Genomic DNA, 25392 nt, shown 5'->3' on the forward strand with positions numbered 1-25392 from the left:
GGTCGGCGAGTGACTGGGCGCTGGCTATCGCGGATTCCTTGGGGATGATCATCATGCGTTGACGTCGACGACCGTACGACCACGTACCTCGCCTCGAAGCACCGAGCCTGCTAGGCCAGGAACTTCGGCTAGGCCGATCACCCGCGTAGCGTGCGAGAGCTTGCCCAGGTCGAGATCGGAGGCAAGACGTGCCCATGCCCGCAAGCGCAAAGCCTGGGGTGCGTTGACCGAGTCGATGCCGGCCAAGGTTACGTTGCGCAGAATGAAGGGCAGCACCGAGCCAGGCAGGTCCACACCCTGGGCGAGCCCAAAGGCTGCCACTGCGCCGCGATAACAGGTCTGCGCCAATACATTGGCCAGTGTGTGGCTACCCACCGAGTCGATCGCCCCCGCCCAACGTTCCCTGGCGATTGGTGCGCCCGGCTCAGACAGCGTACGGCGGTCGATGACTTCTGACGCACCCAGAGCAAGCAAGTAGTCCGTCTCATCCAGGCGCCCGGTCGAGGCGACTACCCGGTACCCCAAGTGGGATAGCAAAGCGATAGCGATGGAGCCCGCCCCGCCGCTAGCCCCGGTTACCAACACGTCGCCTTTGTCTGGGGTCACTCCGGCGTGCTCAAGTGCGAGTACGGACAGCATCGCGGTGTACCCCGCAGTGCCAATGGCCATGGCATCGCGCGTCGAAAACACCTCCGGCAGCTTGACCAACCAGTCGCCGCTGACGCGCGCCTTCTGCGCGAAGCCGCCGTGGTGGGTTTGACTCAGGCCCCAACCGTTGGCGACAACGCGGTCGCCCACTGCGAACCCCGCGTGCGACGAGGCTTGCACGATGCCCGAAAAGTCGATGCCCGGAATCAGCGGGAATTGTCGGATCACGGGGCCTTTACCGCTGATCGCCATCGCGTCCTTGTAGTTCACCGTCGAATAGTCGATTGCAACGGTGACATCGCCTGGCATCAGGTCGGCTTCGTCGAAGTTGACCAAGGTGGTAGAAACCACCACGCCGGTTTTGGTGGCTAGCAGCGCCTTGAATGTCATGGTCATTTTCCTTTGGAGTGCTATATGTCGGACATCATGTTGAGGGGGCTCCGCTCAATTGCGCGCCCGCAGGCGCCGCGTGCGAAAGGTGCCCCAACCGCCGGTTAAAGCAGACTTCAAGAAAGCTGACAGCCCGCTTTCGTTGGGACGTGGCGATTTGCCCCTTGCAATGCGCTTGAGTTGGCGCTCGTACCACCACACCTCCATGACCCCCATGCGATCAACGGCCTTGAGACCGGTGATAATCGGGCGGACCTGCTGCGGGCTGTCACGTCCCTGCAGCAAGGCGGAGGGTGCGTCGGGGTCGATCGCCAGCAGCCGCGCCAGGCCCACCACATCCAGCGCGCCGGTACGCAGGGCGGCGTTCATGCCGGCTGCGGTGCGGAAGCCGCCGGTCACCATCAGCGGCACCTTCACGGTGGCACGCACCTTCTCGGCAAATTCGAGGAAGTAGGCTTCGCGGGCAAGGGTGGAAGCCTTCTTTGGTTCTTGCATATTGACGCCCATGCCGGGGGCCTCGTAGGTGCCGCCAGATATCTCGATCAGGTCGATGCCCGCATCCGCCAGCGCCCGGATCGTCTCGAGCGACTCTTCTTCGGTGAAGCCGCCGCGCTGGAAGTCGGTCGAGTTGAGCTTGATCGCCACCGGGAAATCCGGCCCGACCTGGCGGCGGATTTCCGCATAAACGGCCAGCACAAAGCGCCGCCGGTTTTCGAGGCTACCGCCCCATTCGTCGCTGCGCCGATTGTGGTGCGGAGAGAGGAACTGGCTGACCAGGTAACCATGCGCCCCGTGGATCTGCACGCCACCGAATCCGGCCTTCTTGCAGATGGCCGCGCTCCGGCCGAATCGCTCGATGATGTCCTGTATCTCGGACGTGGTGGCTTCGCGCGGGGTTTCAAATAGTGTCGCCATATCCTCGCGGAAAGGCACAGCCGAGGGTGCGAGGTTGTACGCATTCAATCCCTTGGCTGATTGTTTGCCTGGATGATTGAGCTGCACCCAAATTGCCGCCCCTTGCTCGGTTGCCGCTTGTGCCCATTGCCTGAGGACAGGCAAGTCTGCCTCGTCCTCGATCGCCACATTGCCTGGCTCGCCCAGTGCACGACGGTCGATCATCACGTTGCCCGTCAAGATCATTCCCAGCCCCGAGGAACCCCAGCGCCGGTACAGTCGTACCAAGTCCGCGGTCGGGCGATTGTCGTAGGTAGCCAGTGTTTCACTCATGGCCGCTTTGGCGAGTCGATTGCGTAGTACGGTGCCGTTGGGGAGAGTCAACGCTTGATTCAGCAGGTCTGTGTTCATAGGGACCTCAAAACGCGGTGCGGTCATAGGGAGAAACGACTTTCGGCGGCTGCAGGAATGCCGTCAGTCCCTGGAACCACATCACTTCTCGAAAATCACCGCTGATGATCAAATCCTTGCTGCCAACCCCTCTGAGGAAGGCTGCCTGGGCGTCCTTGGCCGACAGAATCTCGAAACCTTTGGCAGCATTGGTGAAGCTGAGTGTGAACTGGGCGGTCTTGGTCAGTCCGGCAAAGGACTGGACCACGCCATGTTCGATAACGAAGTGGCGGCCAGCACCCGAGGCCGTGCGAATCTGAAACACCAAGCGTTTGGGCTTGGCGTAACGTGCGCAGTCGGGGTCGGTTTTGATCTTTCGTTGTAGCATCTGGGCGAATGCCCACAACAGGAATTTGAACTTGAGCATTTCGGACATCCTTTATTTAGGCGTGGCGTGAGCGCGTTAGGGCTGTGATTGCCATTACGTCACTCGCTCAGGAACTGGAGCGCATGACCCAGGAAGCGCTGTGGGTGTTGGAACTGCGCTGCATGGCCGGCGTCTGGGTAGATGAACAGCTGGGCGTTCGGCAGGTTGCGGGCCATGTAGAACGAGTTGATCGTCGGGATCATTACGTCGTTCACGCCGTTAAGAATGAACGTGGGCTGCTTGATGCCACGCAAGTAGGCGAAGGGATCGTCTTCCGAAAGTCTTGGCAGATACAGCAGGTTGGCCTCGATCTGTGCAATCGCGGCCTCTTGGGACGACGGCGGATCTTGGTCAGTACGCTGGTGACGTCGCTCCCAGAACGCCATCGCGGCCTGTTTGGCCTGTGCCGAGCGACCAAAGAACAGGTAGAAGAAATCGTCGAAATCGGGGACAGGATTGACCGCGGTGGTCAGCACGCGCTGTTCCATGTCGGGGTTGCCGCCGCGCGGGCCAGTACCCAATAGCATCAGTTTGCGCACCAGAGTGGGATGGCGCCAAGTCAGATCCAGTGCCTGGAAGCCGCCCAGCGAAAAGCCCAGAAGGTCGATCTGCTGCAGGCCCAGTGCGCGCACGAAGGCTGCCGCATCGTCGGCCATGTCCTCGATTCGGGTACGCGGTTTGCCGCCAGACGACGCAACACCGCGACCGTTGTAGAGGATGACTTCACGGCCCTCGGCAAGACCGTCGGTCATCATGGGGTCCCAATTGTCCATGCCGCCACGAAAATGCTGAAGGCATAACAAAGGCGGTTGGTCTGACGTGGCATTGCCCCAACGACGATAGGCGAGACTGTCGCCATCGACTTCCACAAAGCGGGTGGTTGCGGTGAGGTGGGTGTGGCTCATGTTGAAATCCTTTTGTGGGTGGGTTCTGGCTGCGATCTCAAGTCAAGCTTCGCGTCGGCAGCGCAAACCGTGGCTTGCCGAGCACTTGAGTCGCCACCCGCGATGCCAACCTCCGTGACATGAAGCGCACACCGAAGCACGTCAGCTTGTTGAGCAGGCCGGGCACAATCGTGCGTTTGCCGCTCAGCATCGCGCGGATTGCGGCATGCGCCACAAACTCCGCGCTTTTCATCGATGCGTTTGCGATCCACGAGTAGTCGCCCCCGCCGGATGCGGCATGGAAAGCCGTTTCGGTACCACCAGGGCAGATGCAGGTCACCGACAGCGGCGTGCCAAGGTGCTCGTCATGGAGAGCCTCACTGAAGTTGCGGACGAACGCCTTCGATGCTGCGTACAGCGCCATGTTTGGCACGGACTGGTATGCGCCGGTCGACGCGATGTTCAACATATGCGCAGGAGCGGTGCCAGCCTTGTGCGCGTCAACAAAGCACCGTGCGAGCGCGACGAGCGAGGTCAAGTTGAGTTGGATGAGTTCCGCGTCGCGCGACCAGTCGACCTCGTCGAACCGGCGGAAATAGCCGAACCCAGCGTTGTTGATCAGGATGTCGATCGGGCCGTTGGCAGTGGCGGCGTCCCAGAGCGCGTGCGCGGCATCGGGCTTGCCGAGATCTGCGGTAACGATCTCGACCTTCACGCCCTTGCAGGTCGCGGCGACTGCATCGAGTGCGTCGCGGCGCCGCGCCGTCAGCACGAGATCAATGCCGATTGCCGCCAGCTCACGCGCGATTGCCGCGCCAATGCCGCTGGATGCGCCGGTCACCAGCGCACGCCTGCCAACGTTGATGGTGTTGTATGTATTCAACTCGTTCTCCCTATTGTGTAGAGCAGCCAAGAAACTCAAGTGCGCTTGTCACAAACTCGGTGTGAAATTGAAAAATTCCACCATGCCCCGCATCCGGATAAATGATGAGCTGACTATTCGGAAATCGTTTGGCCATGTCAGGCGAGTTTTCCGAAGTAACCATCCGGTCATTGTCACCATTGGCGATGAGGACCGGCTGTGTGACAACAGACAGGTCGGCGGGCGGCTCGGCCTCCCAAGCGCTCAGGGCTGACAATTGCTCCAGGAACGCACTCACGGCGATTTCCTTATCACGATTCTCAGTGCGCTCTTTCAGCCGAGCGAGAAATGCCTTGCCTGCCTCGATGCCATTAGGCGTGCGCGTGAAGAACAGAAACTGCTTTGCATCCTGACCCGTGAAGAAGCCGCGCATCATGTCGTAGAAGGTCAGCCAAGGAGCGCTGATGTGTTTTCCACCCCTTGGTCCCGTCCCCGTGAGCACCATCCTGCGGACGAGTTGCGGTTCTTTCAACACGATTTCTTGGGCAACCATCCCACCCATTGAAAATCCAAAGAGATCAACCTGCGTGAATCCCTTGGCCTTGATGAAGGTGATGGCATCGTCTGCCATCTGCTCTATCGTGTTAGCTGGCTTTCCTGTGGATGCGCCGATGCCTCGGTTATCGAAGGTGATCACGTGGTACTTTGCGGCAATACCGTCGATGATCCGAGGGTCCCAATTGTCCAGAACCGCAGCCAAGTGAGCGAGAAACACCACAGGGGTGCCGCCGTTTTGTTGCCCAAGCTCACGGTACGCGAAGTCCACGCCACCAACCGAAATGATTTGAGTAGGGACGTCTTTCCACGCCACCCCTTGCGCGGTCGCCGTAGCGGTTGTGACAACGCTCGTCGAGTTCGCATCGCTGGCCGCGACAAGTGGGGAGATAAGCAAGGCAGACAGCGCGAAGAGGCCAAGCGTTTTTTTCATCAAATCAGACATGAGATTAGGTCCAAGTAGGGGCGGCAAAAATGCATCAGGCATTCGGCCAATAGCGCTCAGCCGCATGGGCTTGTCGAATGTCCGACATCAGCCCCTGGCGCGCGCCCTCCAGCGCATCCCAGCGCTCGGCAACATGCAGCGGCGGGATCGTGACCAACTCGCGGCGATCGAAGCCGACCAGTGCCGCATCCACCAACTCACCCACTTCCATCACTTCGGGAAGGGTGTTGACGTCAATGCCGACACGCTCCCAGATCTCAGTGCGGGTCGATGCCGGCAGCACCGCTTGCACGTAGACGCCCTTGGGCGACAGTTCCAGACTCAGCCCCTGTGACAGAAACAGCACGAAAGCTTTGGTGGCGCCGTAAATCGACATACCGAATTCAGGCGCGAACCCTACCACCGAGCCAATGTTGACGATCGCGCCCGTACCCGATTGTGCGAGGCGCGGGGCGACCGCAGCCGCGAGCCGCGTCAACGCGGTGGTGTTGAGCGTGATCAGGCGTTCAATGGCCTCGGCGGATTGCGCTAAAAAGCCCCCCGATTGAGCGATGCCCGCGTTGTTGATCAAGATGCCAATTCGAGCGTCATCACGCAGACGAGTTTCAAGGACGGACAGGTCGGCCGGTCGCGTCAGATCAGCCTGAACCACTTCGACAGCCACATTGCTTTCTTCGTGCAGGCGTGCCGCCAATTTATCCAAGCGCAATTTGTCACGCGCCACAAGGATGAGATCGTGACCACGGCGAGCGAAGCGCTCGGCGTAGGTGGCTCCGATGCCGCTGGAGGCGCCCGTGATGAAGACTGTTGGAAGAGTGGTCATGGATGATTTCCTTTTCGAAAATGGTTTTGGTATGGCGCAAGCACAGGTGTGCTTTGGTTGGAGAAAGCTAGGCCACTGTCGATGCAAGCCCCGGCAGATACGGTTCAGAAGGCAATTTGTCGGACATGTTGTTGCAGCGTTCAGTATTTGATCTGCAGCAATGATGACGAACGTAATCTATAAAGTCAATACATTAATGATGATCGACATCAATGTATAATGGAGCCTTCGAGATAAACACCGCAGACGAGAAATGAAAGTCACAAAGGCACAGGCACAAGCCAATCGGGCGCGTGTGGTGGAGACGGCGTCTACCCTGTTTCGGGAGCACGGCTACGATGGGATTGGGGTTGCCGATCTAATGGCCGCAGCCGGTTTCACCCACGGTGGTTTTTATAAACACTTCGGCTCCAAGGCTGATTTGATGGCGGAAGCAGCCGCCTGCTCCATCGCTCAAACTGCAGAACTGGCTGCTGGCGCGGACATGTTGGAGTTTGTACGTCAGTACCTCTCGCGTGAGCACCGTGACACCCGCGCTACGGGCTGCACAATGGCCGCGCTGTGTGGGGATGCTGCTCGCCAACCAGAAGCGCTTCGGGCCATATTTGCAGCCGGTATTGAGGGCCTAATCACGACACTATGCGGCGAGCGTGCAGCTATGAATGCCAGAGAGTCGGCCCAGTTGCGCGAAAAGACCCTCAATACGTTTGCGCATGCGGTGGGAGCGATGGTTATGTCACGCGCATGTCCGGACAATTCTCCGCTTGCTGACGAAATCTTGTCAGTTTGCTGCAACGAGATTCTTGCTTCGCTGCGCCCACCCATAACCGCGCAAGTAACTGCGCACGATGAGGGCATCGACGGCTTCGCCAAACCGAAGCAAGGATAGAATATTGATGGATTTGGCATGGAGCTGCGTGGCGGCGCTCCATCGCCGCTAAACGCCGACGGTCAGGTAGGGGTGACCGGTACTTCTTCACATACTCATCCGGGCCGATCAAGCACCGTATTGTCTGCTCTCCATCCAAGTGGCCCTTGAACAAAACGAAACCAAAATCTGACTGATTGGCAGGGTACTGCTGCGGGAGGTGAGGCTGGATTGATTCCTTCAAAGCGTGTGGTCGCAGTTTTCTTCTCGCTGATTGCTTCTAAAAATGGACGGGTGTATCACTATTTTTCCGTCTAGTCGTGCAATGCCCGCGTCTATATTCTTCGTTCATCAACTGCCTGTGCATGAGAGTTCTCTCCCGTCAGCGCTTTCTTTGTTCAGTTCAGTGACTGTATACCACCAGCCTTCGGGGCGCCGGGAGTCGAAATTTCCAGCGCTCCTTATAAACAGAGGAATGAATCATGAATATCGGCATCATCGGCGCAGGCGGTCTTGGCTCCAATGTGGCACGGGCACTCGCCCGCAAAGGCATCCCGGCCATTATTTCGAACAGTCGCGGGCCAGCGTCCCTGGCTTCTCTCGTGGCTGAGTTAGGCCCTTCAATCAAGGCTGGCACTACTGCCGAAGCGGCCAGTGCAGATATCGTTGTGGTGGCCGTGAGGTGGAGTGATCTGGGTAAGGTGCTGGGCAACCTGCCAGCATGGAATGGCCGCATCGTGATTGATGGTACCAACCCAGTTGAATTCCTTGACCCTGAATCACCTGACGCGAAAGACCCGAGCAATCCGCTCGCCGCCTATGGCATCAAGGCGATCGATCTTGGCGGCAAGTATTCCAGTGAAGTGTTCCGCGAACTGGTTCCGGGTGCGCGTGTCGTGAAAGCTTTGAATCACCTGGATGTCCGGGTACTTGCGGAGCCGGAGGTGTCGGGTGGTCAGCGCGTCCAGTTCTATTCTGGCGACGATGCGGCGGCCAAGGCCGAAGTCCGCAAGATCCTCGAAGCGATCGGCTATTTTCCGGTGGACCTTGGCGTACTGGACGTAGGCGGCCGTCTGGCTGAGCTGCCTTTCGGCGTGCTGGCAGCGACCAACTTCATTAAAATTTAGTCGGGCAAGGCCGGAGGTGACTGTGCTGCAGGGCACATGGTTGGCGGTACTCCAGACGGAAATGATGGCTGCAAGTATTTTGCAAAAGCAGTGCTACTCTTAAATGTCATTACTTGCCCTGATCGAGCGGTAAAAGGAATTTCAAATGACAACTATTTTGCATATCGATTCCAGCATTCTGGGTGGCTATTCTGTCAGTCGCGCGCTCTCTGCCGACATCGTCGCCCGGCAACAGGCGCTTCATCCTGGCGCACAAGTGGTGCGGCGAGACCTCGTCGCCGATGCAGCGATGCATCTGTCGGATGCTCATTTGGCTGTTTTCCAGGGAGGCCCCGTTGCCAATGCCGCACTCGCCCAGGATCTCGCCCTCGGTGCTAGCTACCTCGACGACCTTTTTGCCGCTGACATCATTGTGATTGGCGCGCCGATGTACAACTTTTCGATCCCCACGCAGTTGAAGGGCTGGATTGACCGTGTCAGCGTTGCCGGACGTACCTTTAAGTACGGTACAAATGGCCCTGAAGGACTCGTAAAAGGCAAAAAAGTATTCATAGCCTCAGCACGTGGCGGAGTCTATTCTGATGGCAGCCCCATGGCTGGCCTTGATCATCAGGAGAGCTACCTGCTGGCGGCACTTGCCTTCATTGGTCTGACGGAAGTCACGATCATCCGTGCAGAAGGACTGGCACTTGGTGAGGAATCCAAGATCACTGCGATTACGAAGGCCAAGTCACAGATCGAAGCGTTAACCTCATGACAACACATCCCGCACTCAACCCCTCGGAAATCAGAATGTCATAGAACAACGTTTTTTCCGTCGGGGCCGCTGCCTTATTGCGGGAGAGGCGCCACAAAGCTGTATCACAAACAGGTTAGGCCGAAGCTGAGAAATCAAACAGCCCGGCCTTATTTTTCTATTTGGATCATTCAGCCAAAACCCCACCGATTTTGAAAACCCTAGCCATGCTTGCTGCGTTATCGGTACTGCTTTGAGTTCATTGCTACCGGAGATGTTTATAGCTCGCGCAGTTTTTGTACCACCAATTCGATAAATAGCGACACCGCCAGAGGTAGATGCCGCTTGCTCGGATAGAGCACATGCATGCCTTGGCGGGTACGTTTGTATTGCGGCAGTATTGGTACGAGCAGGCCAGCATTCAAGTCGCGCTTGATAATCAACTGAGGCATAAGCGTGATTCCAAGCCCGGCCAAGGATGCCTTGCGTAGCGCCTGAATCGTGTTGCCGCTAAAGCGGGGGATTACCCGGACCTCTTCAGCGATGCCATCAGCCCCTGCCAGGCTCCATGTGGTGACGTTGCCAGGAAAGGCGAAACTCACGCAGTCATGATTCATCAAGTCCTGCAAGGTGGCGGGCACACCGCGTGCAGCAATGTAGGCAGGGCTAGCAACGAAGCAGTCATAGTCGTCACATAGCACTTGGCGGCCGATATAGCCTGAGTCCTGCATGGGCCCCGCGCGAAAGGCCACATCAATCTGCTCTGCGATGAGATCGGCCTTTGCGTCACTGAGCACAAAGTCGAGCCGCACCCGTGGGTATGTCGCCAAAAATTCACCTACCGACTCCATTGCTACGAAGTCGAAGAAATCTGCGGGCACCGCAACGCGCACAAGGCCAGAAGGTTCTTGGGTTCCCGTCATTAATTCCACAGCAGCTTCGTTTAAACCCTCGACTGCACTTGCACAGCGATCATGGAATGCCTGCCCTGCATTGGTGAGTGTGAGCTTGCGCGTGGAGCGCTGTAGCAGTCGCATGCCGAGTTGCGCCTCAAGTTGCTGGACGCGTCGGCTCACCGTATTGGGCGGAACGCCAAGGCGTCTGGCCGCCTCAGCAAAGCTGCCGTTACGTACAACCTGCACAAAAAGGGCGATGTCGTTCAGATCAACCATGAAGAGATTGTTTCCTAAATTGGACGAGTCCAATCCAACCTTACCATCTAATCAACAAATCAGGGCGGTCTTAATCTGATGGTATCAATGACCCACTTCATCTTCTGGCCATAAAGCCTGACTGTTGCAGGGGTACTTTTTCGCCATTTCCAGCGATGCCGTATTGAGCAATTCGACCAACTGAAATGTCCCACCGAATTAACCTATTTGGTATTCAATTTTGTTTAAGGACTCACGCATGACCGCCACGACTACCTCTACAGCAATGGCTTCCCGTGCCATCGTCTTGCGCACTCGCGGCAGCACACATGGGGCAGTCACGCGGCTGATGAGTCCGGGCGACCTTGGCGAACAATTGAAGCCCTTTATTTTTCTAGATCTCTTCAGTTTCAAACCCAAGGGAGGGCAAAAGGGATTTGGCATGCATCCGCATTCAGGTATCGCAACCTTGACCTTTACAATGGAGGGGGATGTCGCGTATGAAGACACTACTGGTAAAGCGGGCTTGCTACCGAGTGGTGGTGTGGAATGGATGCTCGCAGGCAATGGCGTCTGGCACCAAGGCGGACCGGTCAATGACAAAAAAATACGTGGTTTCCAACTTTGGGTCGCCCTGCCTGCGTCAGAAGAGAATGGCCCTGCACAAAGCATCTATCTTGCCCCCTCACAGGTGCAGCAGGAAGGCCCTGCACGCGTTTTGCTCGGTTCCTACGGCACTGCACAGAGTCTTATTCCGGCCCCCTCGGATATGAACTACCTTGCAGTAAAGCTGAAAGCTGGCGAACGGTGGCGCTATACGCCTCCCTCTGACCACACAGTGGCTTGGCTGGCAATGAACGCGGGGCAACTTGATGCTGGCGAAACTGTCGCTGCGGGAGAATTGGTTATTTTTAGGGAATCAAATCAACCCATCGATTTCGTCTCTGAAGGTGACACATCTTTCGTTCTCGGATCGGCAGTGAAGCATCCATACGATTTGGTGATGGGGAGCTATTCGGTTCATACCAACGAGGGGGCGCTTGCACAGGGAGAGGCTGAAATTCGACGCATCGGGGAGCTTCTGCAGCGAGAAGGGCGATTGCGCTGATTAATACGCTTGTCCCGGAGTATAGTCAGGAACCCGCCATACTCCGGCAGATGGTTCATCCGTTCGATGCAATGCCTGACCACTTCCGGTAGCATCATTGATTGGTGTTGATTGGACACACAATGGAAATAGCACAGATCACCCGCGCATTGCAGCATGATGCGGTCACCGTTGTTTTTCTAAACGTTCTCCTGCAGCAGATCGGCCTGCCCGTGCCTGCCGTGCCGACGCTGTTGCTGGCGGGGAGTCTCGCCACAACGCCCTCCGCTCTGGGCAAGGTGTTGGCTGCTGCACTGGTGGCATCGGTGATTGCTGACTGGCTGTGGTATTGGTCGGGCCAGTTCTTCGGCTATCGTGTGCTGGCTGGCCTGTGCAAACTCTCGATCAATCCCTCCTCCTGTGTCAGTGAAACCGAAGCGCGTTTCATCCGCTGGGGCCTCCCCTCGCTGGTCGTCGCCAAGTTTATTCCCGGCTTTTCAACAGTGGCGCCACCGATTGCCGGTGCCTTGCGCATGAATCAGCTGAAGTTCTTGCTGGCCGCCGGCGCGGGTGCGGCCCTCTGGGCGGGCTTGGCACTGAGCACGGGCTGGTTTTTGCAAGACACCGTCAGAGCCACCATCGCCTTGCTCGAAGAGCACACCCGCACGGCGCTCGTGCTGGTGCTGGTCTTGCTGGGTGGGTGGCTGGGCTGGAAGCTGTGGCAGAAACTCCGCTTCCGCAAACTCTCTGCGCTTCCCCATATCACTGTCGATGAGTTGATTGCCGCCATGGCAGAAGACGATGCACCGCTGGTGCTCGACTTGCGGGGAGGCGTTATGGCGGCCGAAACTGCCGTAGTCCCGGGGGCTAGGCGAACGACGCTTGAATTACTGCTGAGTGCAGCAGGCGAGTGGCCCAAAGATCGCCCTGTCGTGACCCTGTGTGCGTGCCCGGAAGACGCCAGCGCGAAACATGCGGCACGTCAGTTGCTGGATGCCGGCTATCTCTCCGCCCGGCCGCTTAAAGGCGGGTATGAGGCCTGGTTGACCGCACAAACGCAGTCCGCCTCCTCAGGCACGGTGATTGCGTCCGTACAGGATTCGCGCGCGACCTGAGACAAGCCGCTCTCGCCTGCGCGTAAAGGGTTTGATCCCAGGGCGCGGGCTCGCCGGCAAAGCGCCTTACCAGAAAATCCACCAGCAGGCGCAAGGCCAGAGGCTGGTGCTGGCGCGAGAGATGCAAACTGTTATAGGCAACTTGCAAGTCAGGCCGCTACCGCAACCTGACTCAAACCAACCCGCCCCTCCACGGAAACCTGAGCGATTCAGTTTTCCTTGCCGCTTGCCGCCATTTCATAAAAGCGTGGCTGTTCATGAGCGGGCTGTGCCTGCCCAAGTGGGTAGATCTATGATCTACTTGGTGTTCCAGTAACTAATATGGATGCTGGCTATCGCGTCATTGTGCTTTGCATCAGGCGAATCATGCAGTGTACGTATATTTATGCTTTTGGTGTATTTTTTGTTGGTGCGATAACCGCCGCTTGAAAAGCGCATAACCTTGTGTCAGTAGAATCACTTCACCAGATCCATTTCATGAATATGCAAGTGGCTGACTCAGAAAAAATCAAGACAGGGTGCTCGTACATTGGTACAGCAAGTGAAGCTGTTGTAGAGGTGGCCGCACAAATCCGGCAGAATGCCTCCGCATTGATACTGTTCTTCTGCTCCTCGGCTTACGATCTCGATGCTGTGGCGGATGCGTTGAGCAAGCAATTTCCGCATGATCGGGTTGTTGGCTGTACGACAGCAGGAGAAATAGGCCCAATGGGCTACCTGAATCGTGGGCTGGTTGGGATCAGTTTCGCGGCAGATAGCTTTGCTATCGCAGTCGATACTATCGATGGTCTGTCAGAATTTGAAATAGGCCAGGGCCAAGCCCTGACAAAATCCTTGATTGCCCAATTGGAGGCTCGTGGTGTAGTGCCCACCTCCAGCACGAGCTTTGCACTGTTGCTGATAGATGGTTTGTGCATGAGGGAGGAACCCGTCACCTATGCACTTCAAAGTGGTCTGGGACCGATTCCTTTGATTGGAGGATCGGCAGGAGACGATCTACAGTTCAAAAAGACTTGGGTCTTTTATGGGGGCGAGTTTCGGTCTGACCGCGCCGTTGTGATCCTGATGGACACCCATATTCCATTCCGCCCGTTCCGTAACCAACACTTTGCTCCTGGCGCAGAACGGGTTGTGGTAACCGCCGCTGACGCCTCGCGTCGTATCGTCTATGAGATCAACGGACTGCCCGCTGTTGAAGAATATGCCAGATTGATAAATGTTGCCGCTGAGCAACTTGTCCCCTCGATGTTTGCGACTTGGCCCGTTGTAGTCATGATTGATGGCACAGACTATGTTCGTTCGATTCAGCAGGCTAATGCGGATGGCAGCCTGTCATTTTACTGTGCGATCGAAGATGGCCTAATTTTGAGGGTCGCACAGAGTACAGACATGGTAACAAAGCTAGAGCGTTTCTTTGATGACGCGCGCAGTCAGATCGGGGAATTTCAAGCAGTGCTTACTTTTGATTGCATTCTACGCAGATTGGAGGCAGAGCGATCTGGTTTGAAGGATGCAATGTCAGCATGCTTGAAAAAGTCACATGCTGTTGGGTTTAATACGTATGGTGAGCAGTATTGCGGAGTTCATGTTAACCAGACATTGACCGGAATTGCCTTTGGGAAGTAGCCGATGCTCAATCTGGATACAACGCCTACGATTCAGGCACTTCAAGCGGAGGTTGTCCGACTCAACAAGATCATAAGCGCTTTGATGAATCGGGCCGAGCGAGAGGCTACCTCCCGTATGACTTCGTATGGATTGTTTCAAACAACGGTCACGCTGGAGAATCAGGTACGCAGTCGGACAACAGAGTTAAGCGCAGCCCTTCGTGAAAACGAGCAAATCACCAGAAAGTTGCAACTTGAAATCGAAGAACGCAAACGCACTAATCAAGAACTCGAACAGGAACACGAAGAACAGCGCCAACTGATTCACAAGTTGGAAGAGGCACACAATCAACTGCTGCAGTCCGAAAAACTGGCTTCGATTGGGCAATTGGCCGCAGGTGTGGCGCATGAAATCAACAATCCTATCGGTTTTGTGTACTCCAATCTCGGAACGTTGCAACGCTATGTGGTTGACCTGTTGAAACTGGTTGAACAACTGGATTGCTTTGATGCCGAAAGGGAGCCTGAGCAAAGCGAGCAGATCAAACGCCTTAAGCAGCAAATAGATTTTGATTTTCTGCACACCGATATTATGGCCCTGATCGATGAGTCCATTGACGGGGCAACACGGGTGCGCCAGATTGTTCAGGACCTACGCGATTTCTCCCGCCCCGCTGCGGCGGAATGGCAACTTGCCGACCTGCACCGGGGGTTGGACAGTACGATCAATGTGGCCTGGAATGAAATCAAGTACAAGGCGGAGGTGATCCGAGAATACGGTGACATACCTGAAATCGAGTGTTTGCCTTTTCAGCTCAATCAGGTCTTCCTGAATCTATTGGTCAACGCTGCACATGCAATTGAGAAACAGGGGAAAATCACCATTCGTACCCGTTGTGATGACCGTACCGTAACGGTCTCGATCAGTGACACAGGTTGCGGTATTCCACCAGAAATCATCAACCGTATCTTCGACCCATTTTTTACCACCAAACCTATTGGAAAAGGAACTGGCCTTGGCTTGTCGGTCGCTTACGGAATTGTGGTCAAACATAACGGTGAAATCATTGCGAACAGTAGCCTCGGAGAGGGGACGGAGTTTGTAATTCGTCTGCCGATCAGTCAGAATACTTGATAATCCGGGTAGTCCAGTATCGGTGATATTACGCCTGTCTTCGTGCCAATATACGATATGCGAAGTATGCTAATTATATTTATTAAACTGCTCATCAGGGATGAATGAAACCATGCTTGTTTGCCGTGGCATTCCCCTTGCCCTAGAATTTATTAGCCTGCGCCATCATTTGTTGGGCATTCACCCTGTTCTTCACTGATGCAGTCAAAAGAATTGATCTGAGCCGTTTGAATGTAAGGATCGTCGCCGCCATACGTCCATAAACATGCATTTCACTTTTGTGCGGTAAACGCGGAAATTATCCGGTCCATCAGCGCAAACAAAAGGTCGATGCTATATCCGACCAGTAACGCCACTGCAAATACCGAGAGAGACTTGATGTTTGGGTCCGTCTGAGCCACGGGCAGAAACCAGACAACAATCAATCCGGCAAGCGTTCCCATATAGACGCGCAGGCTGTAGACTAAGCCCTGTTCCGGCGTAAATGATTTTGTGCCAATGTCCTGAGCCAGCCTTCGCAAAACATACAGGCATGCACCAAGCCATCCGTATAACAATGGAAGTAGGTAAAGTTCAATGGATTGGCAAGCAAACTTGCCAGCCAAACGAGCTTGCTGCAAATCGGCATAGCTGGGTTTTTCCACATGCTTGTATTCATCAAAACCAAATATGCGTAGTGGCGATATCCAGATGTTGTTCCAACTCTCCAAAACGGCATAACGAATACGGATTTCCGCTTCCAAGCCCATTTTCTTAGTTTCAAGCAGTGTCGCCTTGGAGGTGCCTGCATCTAGACCGATTAACTCTTTTTGGTTTTCGATAGCTTGAGTCAGAATCGTTTCTGTCTCACTGATGACTTTTGACCCCACCACCCAGTAGACCTGCACGACGAGCAAGCTACAGAGGGCGATCAGCGCAAGTGTGCGAAACAGCAATATGCAGCGCTCCGCCGGGCTTATCACAGATTTTTCATTTCGAGCAAAAAAATTGAAAACAGAACGTCGAAAAATCCCTGGTCCGGTTTGTGCGGAGGCTTTTATGCTTGCACTGGTAACGGGCAGAATGATCGTGGCCAGTTGATTGCGGGCTTCCCAGAACTTGACTTGTTTGTCGAAGGTGTCAGGGCTATCTAGATTCAGGGATGGCAGGCTCTTCGCTGCAACAATCTCGGCAACCAATTCAACGGGGAGGTTGATGCCATGACTTGCGGCATAAGCGAGGAGCAATTCGCCATCAGCGATGGCAGCTATAATTGGGGCTTGAGACGCCCCCGCAATTGGTTCAGAACCTTGGTTCATGCTCACCTTACCTCGATCTTGTATTCACTTGTGACCCAGCCGTCTCCTACGTACACGTCATTATTGAAGGCAACTTGACTGCCCAATGGAGCAGGTCTCTCTGCTGGCTTGAGGAAGTGGTTTTGAGGGGGCGGATGGAGAGATGCCGTTGCGGACGGCTATACGGCGCGCGACGAAGTAGGCAAATCTGCACATGAAGTGAAAGATCTCTCCACGTTATTTGATCGGCTCGACCAACACTCAGAAGAAATCAATGGGACCATCCGCGTGATCAGGGATATTGCCGACCAGGCCAACCTGCTTGCACTGAATGCAGCCATTGAAGCCGTCCGTACAGGTGAATAGGGGTGTGGATTCGCCGTAGTTGCTTACACATATGATTGAGGGCGTCAGTGGTTAAATCCGTGGTGCAGTCGCCAGTATGCACGAGACACTGGGCGCCGTTTGTAGTGCTGTTCGCCTCTCACGTGCAGATGGCACTTTGCAAACCACACGCTCTCCATTTCTTTGTACAGCATGGCTGTTCTTAATTAACCAAGCAAATGTCATTTAAAATGAAATCCTGAATGGGAAGAGGTTGGCTACGCAGCCAGACAAACCACATACGAATACATAAATAGATAAAACAAAGAATAGGCGACTAGTTCTTCGCTTGAGAGCCATTTTTGGTAGTTGACGGATATTTTTTAGAAAAAAGAGCATCTGCCACCTCTTTGACAAGGTAGAGGTACGAAGCCACTGCAACCAAAAACACAGCAATGCCATGCAGAGCGAAAACCATCCAGTCCGGTACGTTCATAGTTTCCCCAGAATAGAAGAGAACGAATAAAAATTGGTTTGTTCAGAAAGTCCAAAAAAACGCTTGGGTATTTTTCAGGCTTGTCTTATTTCCTCGAAAATGACAATATATTCCTTGAACAGTACGCGTAGGCTACTTCGGTAGAATCAGCATTTCATCGAAGAATTATGGAGATTGTGTGGAGAACAAAGATGGCGGCAGAAATTGATTTCAATGACCCTCACCCCGGCTATCCATCATTGAGCCTGATTCTCATCGTCGAGGACGAACAGGAAATACTGGACATCTTGTCTGCTTACGTGGAACGCAGTGGCCTTCGTTCCATACAGGCAAAAGACGGACGCAAGGCGTTGGAACTTCATTTGTCTCACGCACCAGATCTTGTGCTTTTAGATGTTCAGCTCCCGCAGATTGATGGCTGGAGGGTTCTATCAGAAATACGCCACAGGGGAGAGACTCCCGTCATCATGCTCACAGCAATGGACCAGGATGTGGATAAGCTAATGGGGCTTCGTACCGGAGCAGACGATTATATTGTGAAGCCCTTTAATCCCGCTGAAGTCGTGGCGCGTATTCAGGCTGTGCTGAGAAGATCAGGCAATAACAAATATTCCGATGGCAAAATTGTCCGCGTCTCTGATTTTTTGATCAATCTGGAAACCTACGAAGTCAATGTTTGTGTTAAGGAAGAGAAAGTCGCTCTATCCGTCACGCTGACGGAATTCAAACTTCTGGTATATCTGGCCAGAAATCCCAGAAGGGTTGTGAGCCGTAGTGAGTTGCTGGAGGCGTGTCTGCCAGAAAGTGATGCTTTGGAACGTACGGTAGATAGTCACATTTACAAGCTTAGAAAGAAGATTGAGGCAACGGGGATTGCAGACGTTCTGGTGAGTGTTCGTGGAGTGGGATACAGGCTTCTAGGTGCAGAATGAAACTCAATGGATTAAGCCGTCAAATTGCGCTGTCAATGGTCAAGATATCTCTGGGTATCTCGGCATTGACAACCATTACCTCATGGTTGTTTTACTACATAATATTTTCATATTTACCTGAGCAGTATTCATGTGAATCGATTTCAATTTGGCCGGATTTTTCTGACTGGCTCCTGATAGCTTTTACAACCCTCATGGGTTTGGTGCTGTCGATTGTTGTCGCCGTCAAGCTATCAGGCCGGATTTTGGTTCCACTCAATTCAGTTGCCAATGGAATTCGAAGTGTAGCGCATGGTGACTTGAATGCACGTGCAATATGTAATGATCAGTCGCTTGGCGAGGCTGCTTCTTTGGTTAACGACTTTAATGCGCTGGTAGATAAGCTGCAAAAAACCACAGAAGAACAAAGATTCTGGCATGCCGCAATTGCCCATGAACTTCGTACCCCGGTAACGATTCTTCGTGGCCGATTGCAAGGTTTGTCTGAAGGGGTTTTTGCGCCGAGTGAGGCAACATTTTCTGGCTTGCTTAAGCAAATTGAAAACATCGGCCGACTCATTGAGGATTTGAGGGTTGTGAGCCTTGCAGAATGCGGGCATCTACACTTTGAGATGCGAGGCGTTGCATTGGCGGCTGAAGTGCAAAGCGTGGTGAATTTGTATAAGCCTATTTTTCTGGAGTCTGGGCATCAAATACATCTTGATGTGCAGGCTGACATTGTTTATTGTGACCCGGCTCGGATACGTCAGGCATTGGTTGCAATTCTGGAGAACGTCAAAGTTCATGCAAATCCTGGGGAAATCTGTATCAAGTTAGTGGTAGAGAATGATTGGTGCGCTCTTCGTATCAAAGACGCGGGGCCAGGTATAGAACCCGAGGCCATCCCACTCATATTTAAAGCTTTTTTCAAAAGCACTACGAGCAATTCCCCTAAAAGCACCGGATTGGGTCTGGCGGTTGTCGACGCCATCATGAAGGCACACAACGGGTTGGCGACATGCGAATCGGTATTGGGGCAATGGACTCAATTCGAGCTTGGATGGCCGAACCGTCCGCAAGATGATTTACGTGCTTGAGTGCGCCCCTACTTCGGAGACCGTGAGCAGCAAGCCCCGCGAGGGCGGTTTCATTTTCTCCATCAAATCTCCACACCAATCCAACTCAATCGCCAATAACGCTCGTCAGAATATCTGATTCTCTGTACGGCAGACTTTTGCCTGGATGGCCCTGTTGAATCGGCGGCTGGCGCTTACCCATTCACTTTGAACAAGCGACTGATAAGTTTTACGGGAACGGAACCCTTCGCTGATTGCGATATTTCTTCTCCTACCTATTTACTGAGACAAGACCTCTCCATGTACTCTCCCCTTAAAAGAATTTCGGTTCTACTTTCTGCGGCCATGGCGCTGATACTGGCCGCATGCCAATCCGGTAGCCAGGAATCGCAGCAACAGGTACAACAGCAGGCTCCTGTGGTAAACGTTCAGTTGATCGTTCCGCAGAGCGTTGCATTGGATACCGAGTTGGCAGGCCGCACCAATGCGAGCACGATTGCGGAGGTACGGCCACAGGTGGGCGGAATCATTGAGAAACGCCTCTTTGAAGAAGGCAGCGAAGTGAAGGCGGGGCAACCCCTCTACCAGATCGCCCAGGCCACCTACCGCGCCAGCTATGAGAGCGCCGAGGCCAATGTTGTGACACTACGCTTGAAGGCCCAGCGTTATAAGGAACTGGCCGCCAATGACGCCGTTGGACAGCAGGACTATGACGACATCGTGGCCTCACTCAAACAGGCGGAAGCCGCGCTGCAAACGGCCAAAATCAATCTGGACTACACCCATGTATATGCCCCCGTGGCGGGCCGAATCGGCAAATCCAGCGTTACCGTTGGTGCACTCGTCACGGCGGACCAGAGCACGGCGTTGGCCACCGTGCAGCAGCTTGATCCTATCTATGTGGATGTGACGCGCTCAAGCCGTGAATTGCTGGCACTCCAGAACCAGCTCGCCAATGGCGCAATCAAGGCGGCAGGTGAAAATGCCGCACGCGTGAAGCTTACGCTTGAAGATGGTAGCGAATATCCGCTGGAAGGCAAGCTGCAATTTTCGGAAATGTCGGTCAATACGAGTACGGGTTCGGTGACGTTGCGTGCAATTTTCCCAAATCCGAAACATCGTCTACTGCCAGGCATGTTCGTCAAAGCCAGGCTGGTCGAAGGCATCAACGAAAAAGCCATCCTCGTGCAACAAAATTACGTTTCGCATAATGCCAAGGGTAAAGCCATTGTCATTATTGTTGGTAAAGACGGCAAGGCCGAAGAGCGTGAGGTTCAGACCACCCGCTCGGTTGGCAATATGTGGCTCGTGAGCGCTGGCCTCAAAGCTGGCGACCAGCTCATCACCGGTGGTTTGCAGTACGCGCAGCCGGGCACGCCAGTGCAGATTGCTTCTGCATCAGCTCCCGCTGCTCTACCCGCCAAGTAATCCGATTGCCAGGGAATCCAGTTCATGTCACGTTTCTTTATTGACCGGCCGATTTTTGCCTGGGTGATTGCCATCATCATCATGATGGCTGGTGCCCTTGCGATTTTTCAACTGCCGATTGCGCAGTACCCTAACGTTGCGCCCCCCCAGGTCAGTATTTCAGCAAGCTACCCTGGTGCATCCGCCAAAACCATCGAAAACACCGTCACGCAGGTGATCGAGCAGAACATGAAGGGTATCGACGGTTTGGCCTACATGTCCTCGACCAGCGATTCACAGGGTTCGGCCTCCATCACACTGACCTTCGATGCGGGCGTCAACCCGGACATTGCCCAGGTGCAGGTGCAAAACAAACTGCAACTGGCCACGCCGAAGTTGCCCAGCATCGTGCAAACTCAGGGCATCACTGTTGCCAAGGCCAACGCCAATTTCCTGATGGTGTTGGGCTTTGTTTCTGATGACAACAGCCTGAGCGACACGGATCTTTCGGACTACGTGTCCGCCAAGGTGCTGGACTCAATCAGTCGCGTCAAGGGCGTTGGAAGCGTGCAGTTGTTCGGTGCGCAACATGCCATGCGTATCTGGCTTGATCCGCACAAGCTCTATACCTACAAGCTTGACCCGGCAGATGTGACCAGTGCCATCAGCGCACAGAATGCCGAAATCTCGGCCGGGCAGATTGGTGGCACGCCTTCGGTGAAGGAACAAAAGCTCAATGTCACCATCACTTCGCAATCGCTGTTGCAGACGCCCGAGGAATTTGGGGATATCCTGCTCAGAACGCAAACAGACGGCTCGACAATCTTCCTCAAGGATGTGGCACGCATCGAGATCGGCGCTGAAGACTATGGTTACATTTCGCGCTTTAACGGCAATGCAGCCGCCGGTGTGGCCGTCACCCTCACCAACGGTGCCAATGCCTTGGAGACGGCTAAACTGGTGACAAACCGTGTGCACGATCTGGCACAGTATTTCCCGAAAAACATGTCGGTAGTCAATCCGTTTGACACCACGCCGGTAGTCCGGAACTCCATCCACGAGGTGATCAAGACACTGGCGGAAGCCATCTTGCTGGTGTTCCTGGTGATGTACTTGTTTCTGCAGAACTTCCGGGCCACACTGATCCCAACAATTGCGGTACCCGTGGTGCTGTTGGGTACCTTTGGCATCCTGTATGCATTTGGCTACTCGATCAATACATTGACCATGTTCGGTGTGGTGCTGGCTATCGGCCTCTTAGTGGATGATGCCATCGTGGTCGTGGAGAATGTCGAACGCGTAATGAGTGAGGAGGGGCTTTCGCCAAAGGATGCCACGCGCAAGTCGATGAGCCAGATTACCGGGGCCCTGGTGGGTATCGGCCTGGTGCTTTCTGCCGTGTTCGTCCCGATGGCTTTCTTTAGTGGCTCAACAGGGGTGATCTATCGCCAGTTCTCGATCACCATTGTCTCTTCAATGGCACTCTCGGTGCTGGTGGCACTCATCCTCACTCCAGCGCTGTGCGCTACGCTGCTCAAACCGGTGGAGAAAGACTACGAGCATCACCACCGTGGATTCTTCGGCTGGTTCAACCGTATCTTCAATCGCAACGCAGACCGCTATCAGGGGATGGTGGCTGGCATCCTGCGACGCAAGGGCCGTTCCGTGGTGATCTACCTGGGCATTGTGGTGATCATGGGTTTTCTCTTTATGCGCATGCCAACGTCTTTTCTGCCTGAAGAAGACCAGGGGGTGCTCTTCGTCTCTGTAATGCTTCCGCCGGGCTCCACCCAGGCCAGTACGCTGGAGGTGCTCAAGAAGGTGGAAAAACACTTTCTCTCTGATGAGAAAAACAGCGTGGATTCGGTGTTCGGTGTCACCGGATTCAGTTTTGCCGGCAGCGGCCAGAACACGGCCATGGTCTTCGCTCAACTCAAGGACTGGAGCCAACGCCAGCACCCCGAGCAGCATGTGGCTGCAGTGGCGGATCGTGCCATGGGCGCGTTCGCACAGATCAATGAAGCCATGGTGTTCGCCTTCGCCCCGCCCGCTATCATGGATCTCGGCAATGCCTCGGGCTTCGACATGCAGTTACAGGATCAGGGGGGCCTGGGCCATGAGAAGCTTATGGAGGCGCGCAACATGCTTCTCGGCATGACCGCGCAGAATCCGCTACTCACCGACGTGCGCCCCAACGGCATGGATGACACTCAACAATACCGCCTGGAAGTCGACAAACGTCAGGCCGGCGCGCTGGGTCTGAGCCTCGCTTCGGTCAACGCTGCACTGTCGACAGCCTGGGGGGGCTGCTATGTCAATGACTTTCTCGACAGTGGCCGTACCAAAAAGGTTTATGTGCAAGGGGATGCGCCCTTCCGCATGCAGCCTAAAGATGTGGATCACTGGTACGTGAAAAATTCGAATGGTGACATGGTGCCCTTCTCGGCCTTCACAAATGCATCATGGATATTCGCTTCACCGCGCCTGGAACGCTACAACGGCGTCTCGTCGATGGAAATCCAGGGCTCACCAAAGGCTGGTGTGAGTTCCGGGGTGGCCATGACTGAGATGGAAAAGCTCGTCGCCAAGCTGCCCAGTGGCATCGGCTTCTCATGGACCGGGTTGTCCTATCAGGAGCGCATGGCTGGCTCGCAGGCTCCTATGCTGTATGCGTTTTCTATACTGGTGGTGTTCCTGTGCCTAGCCGCATTGTATGAAAGCTGGTCGGTGCCCTTCTCAGTGATTCTCGTGGTGCCGCTCGGTGTGCTCGGCGCCGTGCTTGCCACCACGCTACGCGGGCTCTCCAACGATGTGTATTTTCAAGTGGGCCTACTTGCCACGGTGGGTCTGGCCACTAAAAATGCAATCCTCATCGTGGAATTCGCCAAGTCGTTGCAGGAACAAGGCTACAGCCTGATCGAAGCGACGGTGATGGCCGTGCGTATGCGTCTGCGCCCGATCCTCATGACCTCACTGGCTTTTGGCCTCGGTGTGCTGCCATTGGCCGTGGCAAATGGTGCAGGTTCGGGGGGGCAGAATGCCATTGGCACCGGTGTGCTGGGCGGCATGATCGCCTCCACCGTGCTGGGGATCTTTCTGATCCCGCTGTTCTTCGTGGTCATCCGGGGCTTCTTCCCGGCCAAAACAAAAGCAGGCGAACCTGCCAATGCCGATCTGAAGCAGAGGATTCCAGAATGAAGCAAGGTCATCTTTCGGCGGCCATCGTCGCCCTTATCCTCTCCGGCTGTAGCACAATGTTGACTCCGGCATACGAACGCCCGGATGCGCCTGTACCGCAGAATTGGCCGACTCAAGGCAGCTATGAAGGGGCCATCTTTGAAGGCCAGACGCCAGCGATTGACACAGGTTGGAAGTATTTTATCCGCGACGAACGCCTGCGCACGCTTGTTGAGATGGCGCTCGCCAATAACCGCGATCTACGCATTGCCGCACTCAATGTTAAACGCGCCCGAGCCGCCTACGGCATCAGCCGCGCCGACGTGTTCCCCAGCATCAGCGCAACCGGTACGGCCACACACGCCAAGGGCGCCCGCGATGTAGTGGGTAACCAAGCCAGTCGCATCAGCCACAACTACAGCGCCACTTTGGGGTTTGCAAGCTACGAACTGGATTTTTTTGGCAAGATCCAGAACCAGACCGATGCCTCGTATGAGGCTTGGCTACAGCTTGCCGAAACACGTGATGCCTCCCAGATCAGCCTGATTGCACAAGTGATCAGCGGATTTTTGAATCTTGCCGCAGACAAAGAACGTCTGAAGCTCGCACAGGATACATTTACAAGCTTGGAGGACAGCCTTCGCCTAACACTTAAACGTCATGAGTTGAAGGTTAGCTCGCAGATTGACGTAACCTCCGCGCAGGCAAGCCTTGAAGCAGCCCGTGTAGACATTGCCAACTACAGAACCGCTGTGGCACAGGACGAAAATGCTCTGGCGTTACTCATTGGAGCGCCGGTACCTGCCCACCTCCATCCACCGCTTGGTCTCTTTGACGATGCAACGATTCTGGAGGAAGTCCCGACCGGGCTGAGTTCCGACATTCTCCTGCGCCGACCGGACCTGCGCGCTGACGAACACGCACTGAAGGCTGCAAACGCCAACATTGGCGCAGCGCGTGCAGCATTTTTCCCGAGCATCACACTCACTGCCAATGTAGGTACGGCAAGTACCGAACTCGGGCGACTTTTCAATGCGGGCAACGGCACTTGGACTTTCGCACCTCAGATCAATCTGCCAATCTTCGCCGGTGGCCGCTTGCAGTCTTCACTGGATCAAGCCAAAGTCTCCCGCGAAATCCAGATAGCTACCTATGAGAAGGACGTGCAGACAGCATTCCGCGAAGTGGCTGACGCGCTGGCCCAGCGTGGCACCGCAGATGATGTTTTACAAGCTCAGCAAGCGCAGACGGATGCCTACGAAAAGAGCTACAAGCTTGCCCGGCTTCGCTACAAAAATGGGGTCGACAGTTATCTCTCGATGCTCGTTTATCAACGCTCCTACTATGCTGCGCAACTTTCACTGCTAAGCACAAGGCTTTCTCGGCAGACCAATCTGGTCACTCTCTACAAAGCACTCGGAGGCGGTGTGAGTGAATGACAGCCGCCCGTAAAGACATCCACCCCAGCTATTCTATGCATCTAAAATTGAAATGTGGGGCATAACCAATTCTGCAGAGGCGTATTTTATAATGCGCCTCTGCTAGAAATATTGATTCGTGGTTGGATGCGTTGCTTGTCG

General features: G+C 54.8%; 22 protein-coding genes and 1 pseudogene. 13 read left to right on the forward strand and 10 right to left on the reverse strand.

Features of this window, described 5'->3' with window-relative positions; genetic code table 11:
• Positions 1–51 precede the first annotated feature (51 nt).
• Genes acuI through B145_RS0121010 form a run of 7 tightly spaced genes read right to left on the reverse strand, consistent with a single transcriptional unit; the run spans position 52 to position 6318 of the window.
• Positions 52–1038, reverse strand: coding sequence for an acrylyl-CoA reductase (NADPH) (acuI, locus tag B145_RS0120980; protein ID WP_018609938.1), 987 nt, complete (start codon positions 1036–1038; stop codon positions 52–54).
• A gap of 54 nt (positions 1039–1092) precedes the next feature.
• Positions 1093–2343 (reverse strand): NADH:flavin oxidoreductase/NADH oxidase family protein, encoded by a 1251-nt coding sequence (locus B145_RS0120985; protein ID WP_018609940.1) that lies wholly within the window; start codon positions 2341–2343, stop codon positions 1093–1095.
• Positions 2344–2350: 7 nt separating this feature from the next.
• Positions 2351–2749 (reverse strand): hypothetical protein, encoded by a 399-nt coding sequence (locus B145_RS0120990; RefSeq protein WP_018609943.1) that lies wholly within the window; start codon positions 2747–2749, stop codon positions 2351–2353.
• A gap of 59 nt (positions 2750–2808) precedes the next feature.
• Complete coding sequence (locus tag B145_RS0120995; RefSeq protein WP_018609945.1) at positions 2809–3654, reverse strand: alpha/beta fold hydrolase; 846 nt, start codon at positions 3652–3654, stop codon at positions 2809–2811.
• Between the two features lie 37 nt (positions 3655–3691).
• Complete coding sequence (locus tag B145_RS0121000) at positions 3692–4516, reverse strand: SDR family NAD(P)-dependent oxidoreductase (protein ID WP_018609947.1); 825 nt, start codon at positions 4514–4516, stop codon at positions 3692–3694.
• Positions 4517–4526: 10 nt separating this feature from the next.
• Positions 4527–5495 carry an alpha/beta fold hydrolase gene (locus tag B145_RS0121005; protein ID WP_018609948.1) on the reverse strand — a complete coding sequence of 323 codons (969 nt, stop codon included), beginning with the start codon at positions 5493–5495 and terminating at the stop codon, positions 4527–4529.
• Between the two features lie 34 nt (positions 5496–5529).
• Positions 5530–6318 (reverse strand): SDR family NAD(P)-dependent oxidoreductase, encoded by a 789-nt coding sequence (locus B145_RS0121010; protein WP_018609951.1) that lies wholly within the window; start codon positions 6316–6318, stop codon positions 5530–5532.
• A 253-nt stretch (positions 6319–6571) separates the two neighbouring features.
• Here B145_RS0121010 and B145_RS0121015 point away from each other — a divergent pair, with 253 nt between their 5' ends.
• From B145_RS0121015 to B145_RS0121025, 3 genes are all read left to right on the forward strand, one after another.
• Positions 6572–7207, forward strand: a complete 636-nt coding sequence (locus B145_RS0121015) for a TetR/AcrR family transcriptional regulator (RefSeq protein ID WP_018609952.1) — start codon at positions 6572–6574, stop codon at positions 7205–7207.
• Between the two features lie 461 nt (positions 7208–7668).
• The gene (locus tag B145_RS0121020) at positions 7669–8313 is read left to right on the forward strand and encodes an NADPH-dependent F420 reductase (protein WP_018609953.1); all 645 of its coding nucleotides are present in this window, start codon (positions 7669–7671) and stop codon (positions 8311–8313) included.
• 145 nt (positions 8314–8458) lie between these two features.
• Entirely contained in the window at positions 8459–9070 is a 612-nt protein-coding gene (locus B145_RS0121025; RefSeq protein ID WP_018609954.1) for an FMN-dependent NADH-azoreductase, read from the forward strand.
• Between the two features lie 257 nt (positions 9071–9327).
• On the opposite strand, the gene B145_RS0121030 is transcribed toward B145_RS0121025, so the two are convergent.
• The gene (locus tag B145_RS0121030) at positions 9328–10221 is read right to left on the reverse strand and encodes a LysR family transcriptional regulator (protein ID WP_018609956.1); all 894 of its coding nucleotides are present in this window, start codon (positions 10219–10221) and stop codon (positions 9328–9330) included.
• A gap of 328 nt (positions 10222–10549) precedes the next feature.
• Here B145_RS0121030 and B145_RS0121035 point away from each other — a divergent pair, with 328 nt between their 5' ends.
• The 4 genes from B145_RS0121035 to B145_RS0121050 all read left to right on the forward strand — a co-directional run bounded on the left by B145_RS0121035 (position 10550) and on the right by B145_RS0121050 (position 15144).
• Positions 10550–11308: a pirin family protein gene (locus B145_RS0121035; protein ID WP_245541896.1), complete on the forward strand. Its 759-nt coding sequence runs from the start codon at positions 10550–10552 to the stop codon at positions 11306–11308.
• 122 nt (positions 11309–11430) lie between these two features.
• Entirely contained in the window at positions 11431–12402 is a 972-nt protein-coding gene (locus B145_RS0121040; protein ID WP_018609960.1) for a VTT domain-containing protein, read from the forward strand.
• A gap of 477 nt (positions 12403–12879) precedes the next feature.
• The gene (nosP, locus tag B145_RS0121045; protein WP_026259350.1) at positions 12880–14028 is read left to right on the forward strand and encodes a nitric oxide-sensing protein NosP; all 1149 of its coding nucleotides are present in this window, start codon (positions 12880–12882) and stop codon (positions 14026–14028) included.
• Between the two features lie 3 nt (positions 14029–14031).
• Positions 14032–15144 carry a histidine kinase gene (locus tag B145_RS0121050; protein ID WP_018609967.1) on the forward strand — a complete coding sequence of 371 codons (1113 nt, stop codon included), beginning with the start codon at positions 14032–14034 and terminating at the stop codon, positions 15142–15144.
• Positions 15145–15416: 272 nt separating this feature from the next.
• On the opposite strand, the gene B145_RS0121055 is transcribed toward B145_RS0121050, so the two are convergent.
• On the reverse strand, positions 15417–16442 hold the full coding sequence (locus B145_RS0121055; RefSeq protein ID WP_018609969.1) for a hypothetical protein: 1026 nt from the start codon (positions 16440–16442) through the stop codon (positions 15417–15419).
• A gap of 174 nt (positions 16443–16616) precedes the next feature.
• On the opposite strand from B145_RS0121055, the pseudogene B145_RS28320 reads away from it, so the two are divergent.
• Positions 16617–16787, forward strand: a pseudogene (locus tag B145_RS28320) (methyl-accepting chemotaxis protein); the annotation flags it as partial.
• A gap of 295 nt (positions 16788–17082) precedes the next feature.
• On the opposite strand, the gene B145_RS28860 reads toward B145_RS28320, so the two are convergent.
• Positions 17083–17241: a hypothetical protein gene (locus tag B145_RS28860; protein ID WP_157288559.1), complete on the reverse strand. Its 159-nt coding sequence runs from the start codon at positions 17239–17241 to the stop codon at positions 17083–17085.
• Between the two features lie 191 nt (positions 17242–17432).
• Here B145_RS28860 and B145_RS0121070 point away from each other — a divergent pair, with 191 nt between their 5' ends.
• The 5 genes from B145_RS0121070 (at position 17433) to B145_RS0121090 (ending at position 25251) form a co-directional block, all read left to right on the forward strand.
• The gene (locus tag B145_RS0121070) at positions 17433–18173 is read left to right on the forward strand and encodes a response regulator (RefSeq protein WP_018609973.1); all 741 of its coding nucleotides are present in this window, start codon (positions 17433–17435) and stop codon (positions 18171–18173) included.
• Entirely contained in the window at positions 18170–19249 is a 1080-nt protein-coding gene (locus B145_RS0121075) for a sensor histidine kinase (RefSeq protein ID WP_018609974.1), read from the forward strand. Before B145_RS0121070 ends, B145_RS0121075 begins: the two co-directional genes overlap by 4 nt.
• A 279-nt stretch (positions 19250–19528) precedes the next feature.
• On the forward strand, positions 19529–20656 hold the full coding sequence (locus B145_RS0121080; protein ID WP_157288560.1) for an efflux RND transporter periplasmic adaptor subunit: 1128 nt from the start codon (positions 19529–19531) through the stop codon (positions 20654–20656).
• A 24-nt stretch (positions 20657–20680) separates the two neighbouring features.
• On the forward strand, positions 20681–23833 hold the full coding sequence (locus B145_RS0121085) for an efflux RND transporter permease subunit (RefSeq protein WP_018609978.1): 3153 nt from the start codon (positions 20681–20683) through the stop codon (positions 23831–23833).
• Entirely contained in the window at positions 23830–25251 is a 1422-nt protein-coding gene (locus B145_RS0121090) for an efflux transporter outer membrane subunit (RefSeq protein ID WP_018609980.1), read from the forward strand. Before B145_RS0121085 ends, B145_RS0121090 begins: the two co-directional genes overlap by 4 nt.
• Positions 25252–25392: the final 141 nt, after the last annotated feature.

The sequence above is a fragment of the Uliginosibacterium gangwonense DSM 18521 genome (assembly GCF_000373965.1).
Taxonomy (GTDB): domain Bacteria; phylum Pseudomonadota; class Gammaproteobacteria; order Burkholderiales; family Rhodocyclaceae; genus Uliginosibacterium; species Uliginosibacterium gangwonense.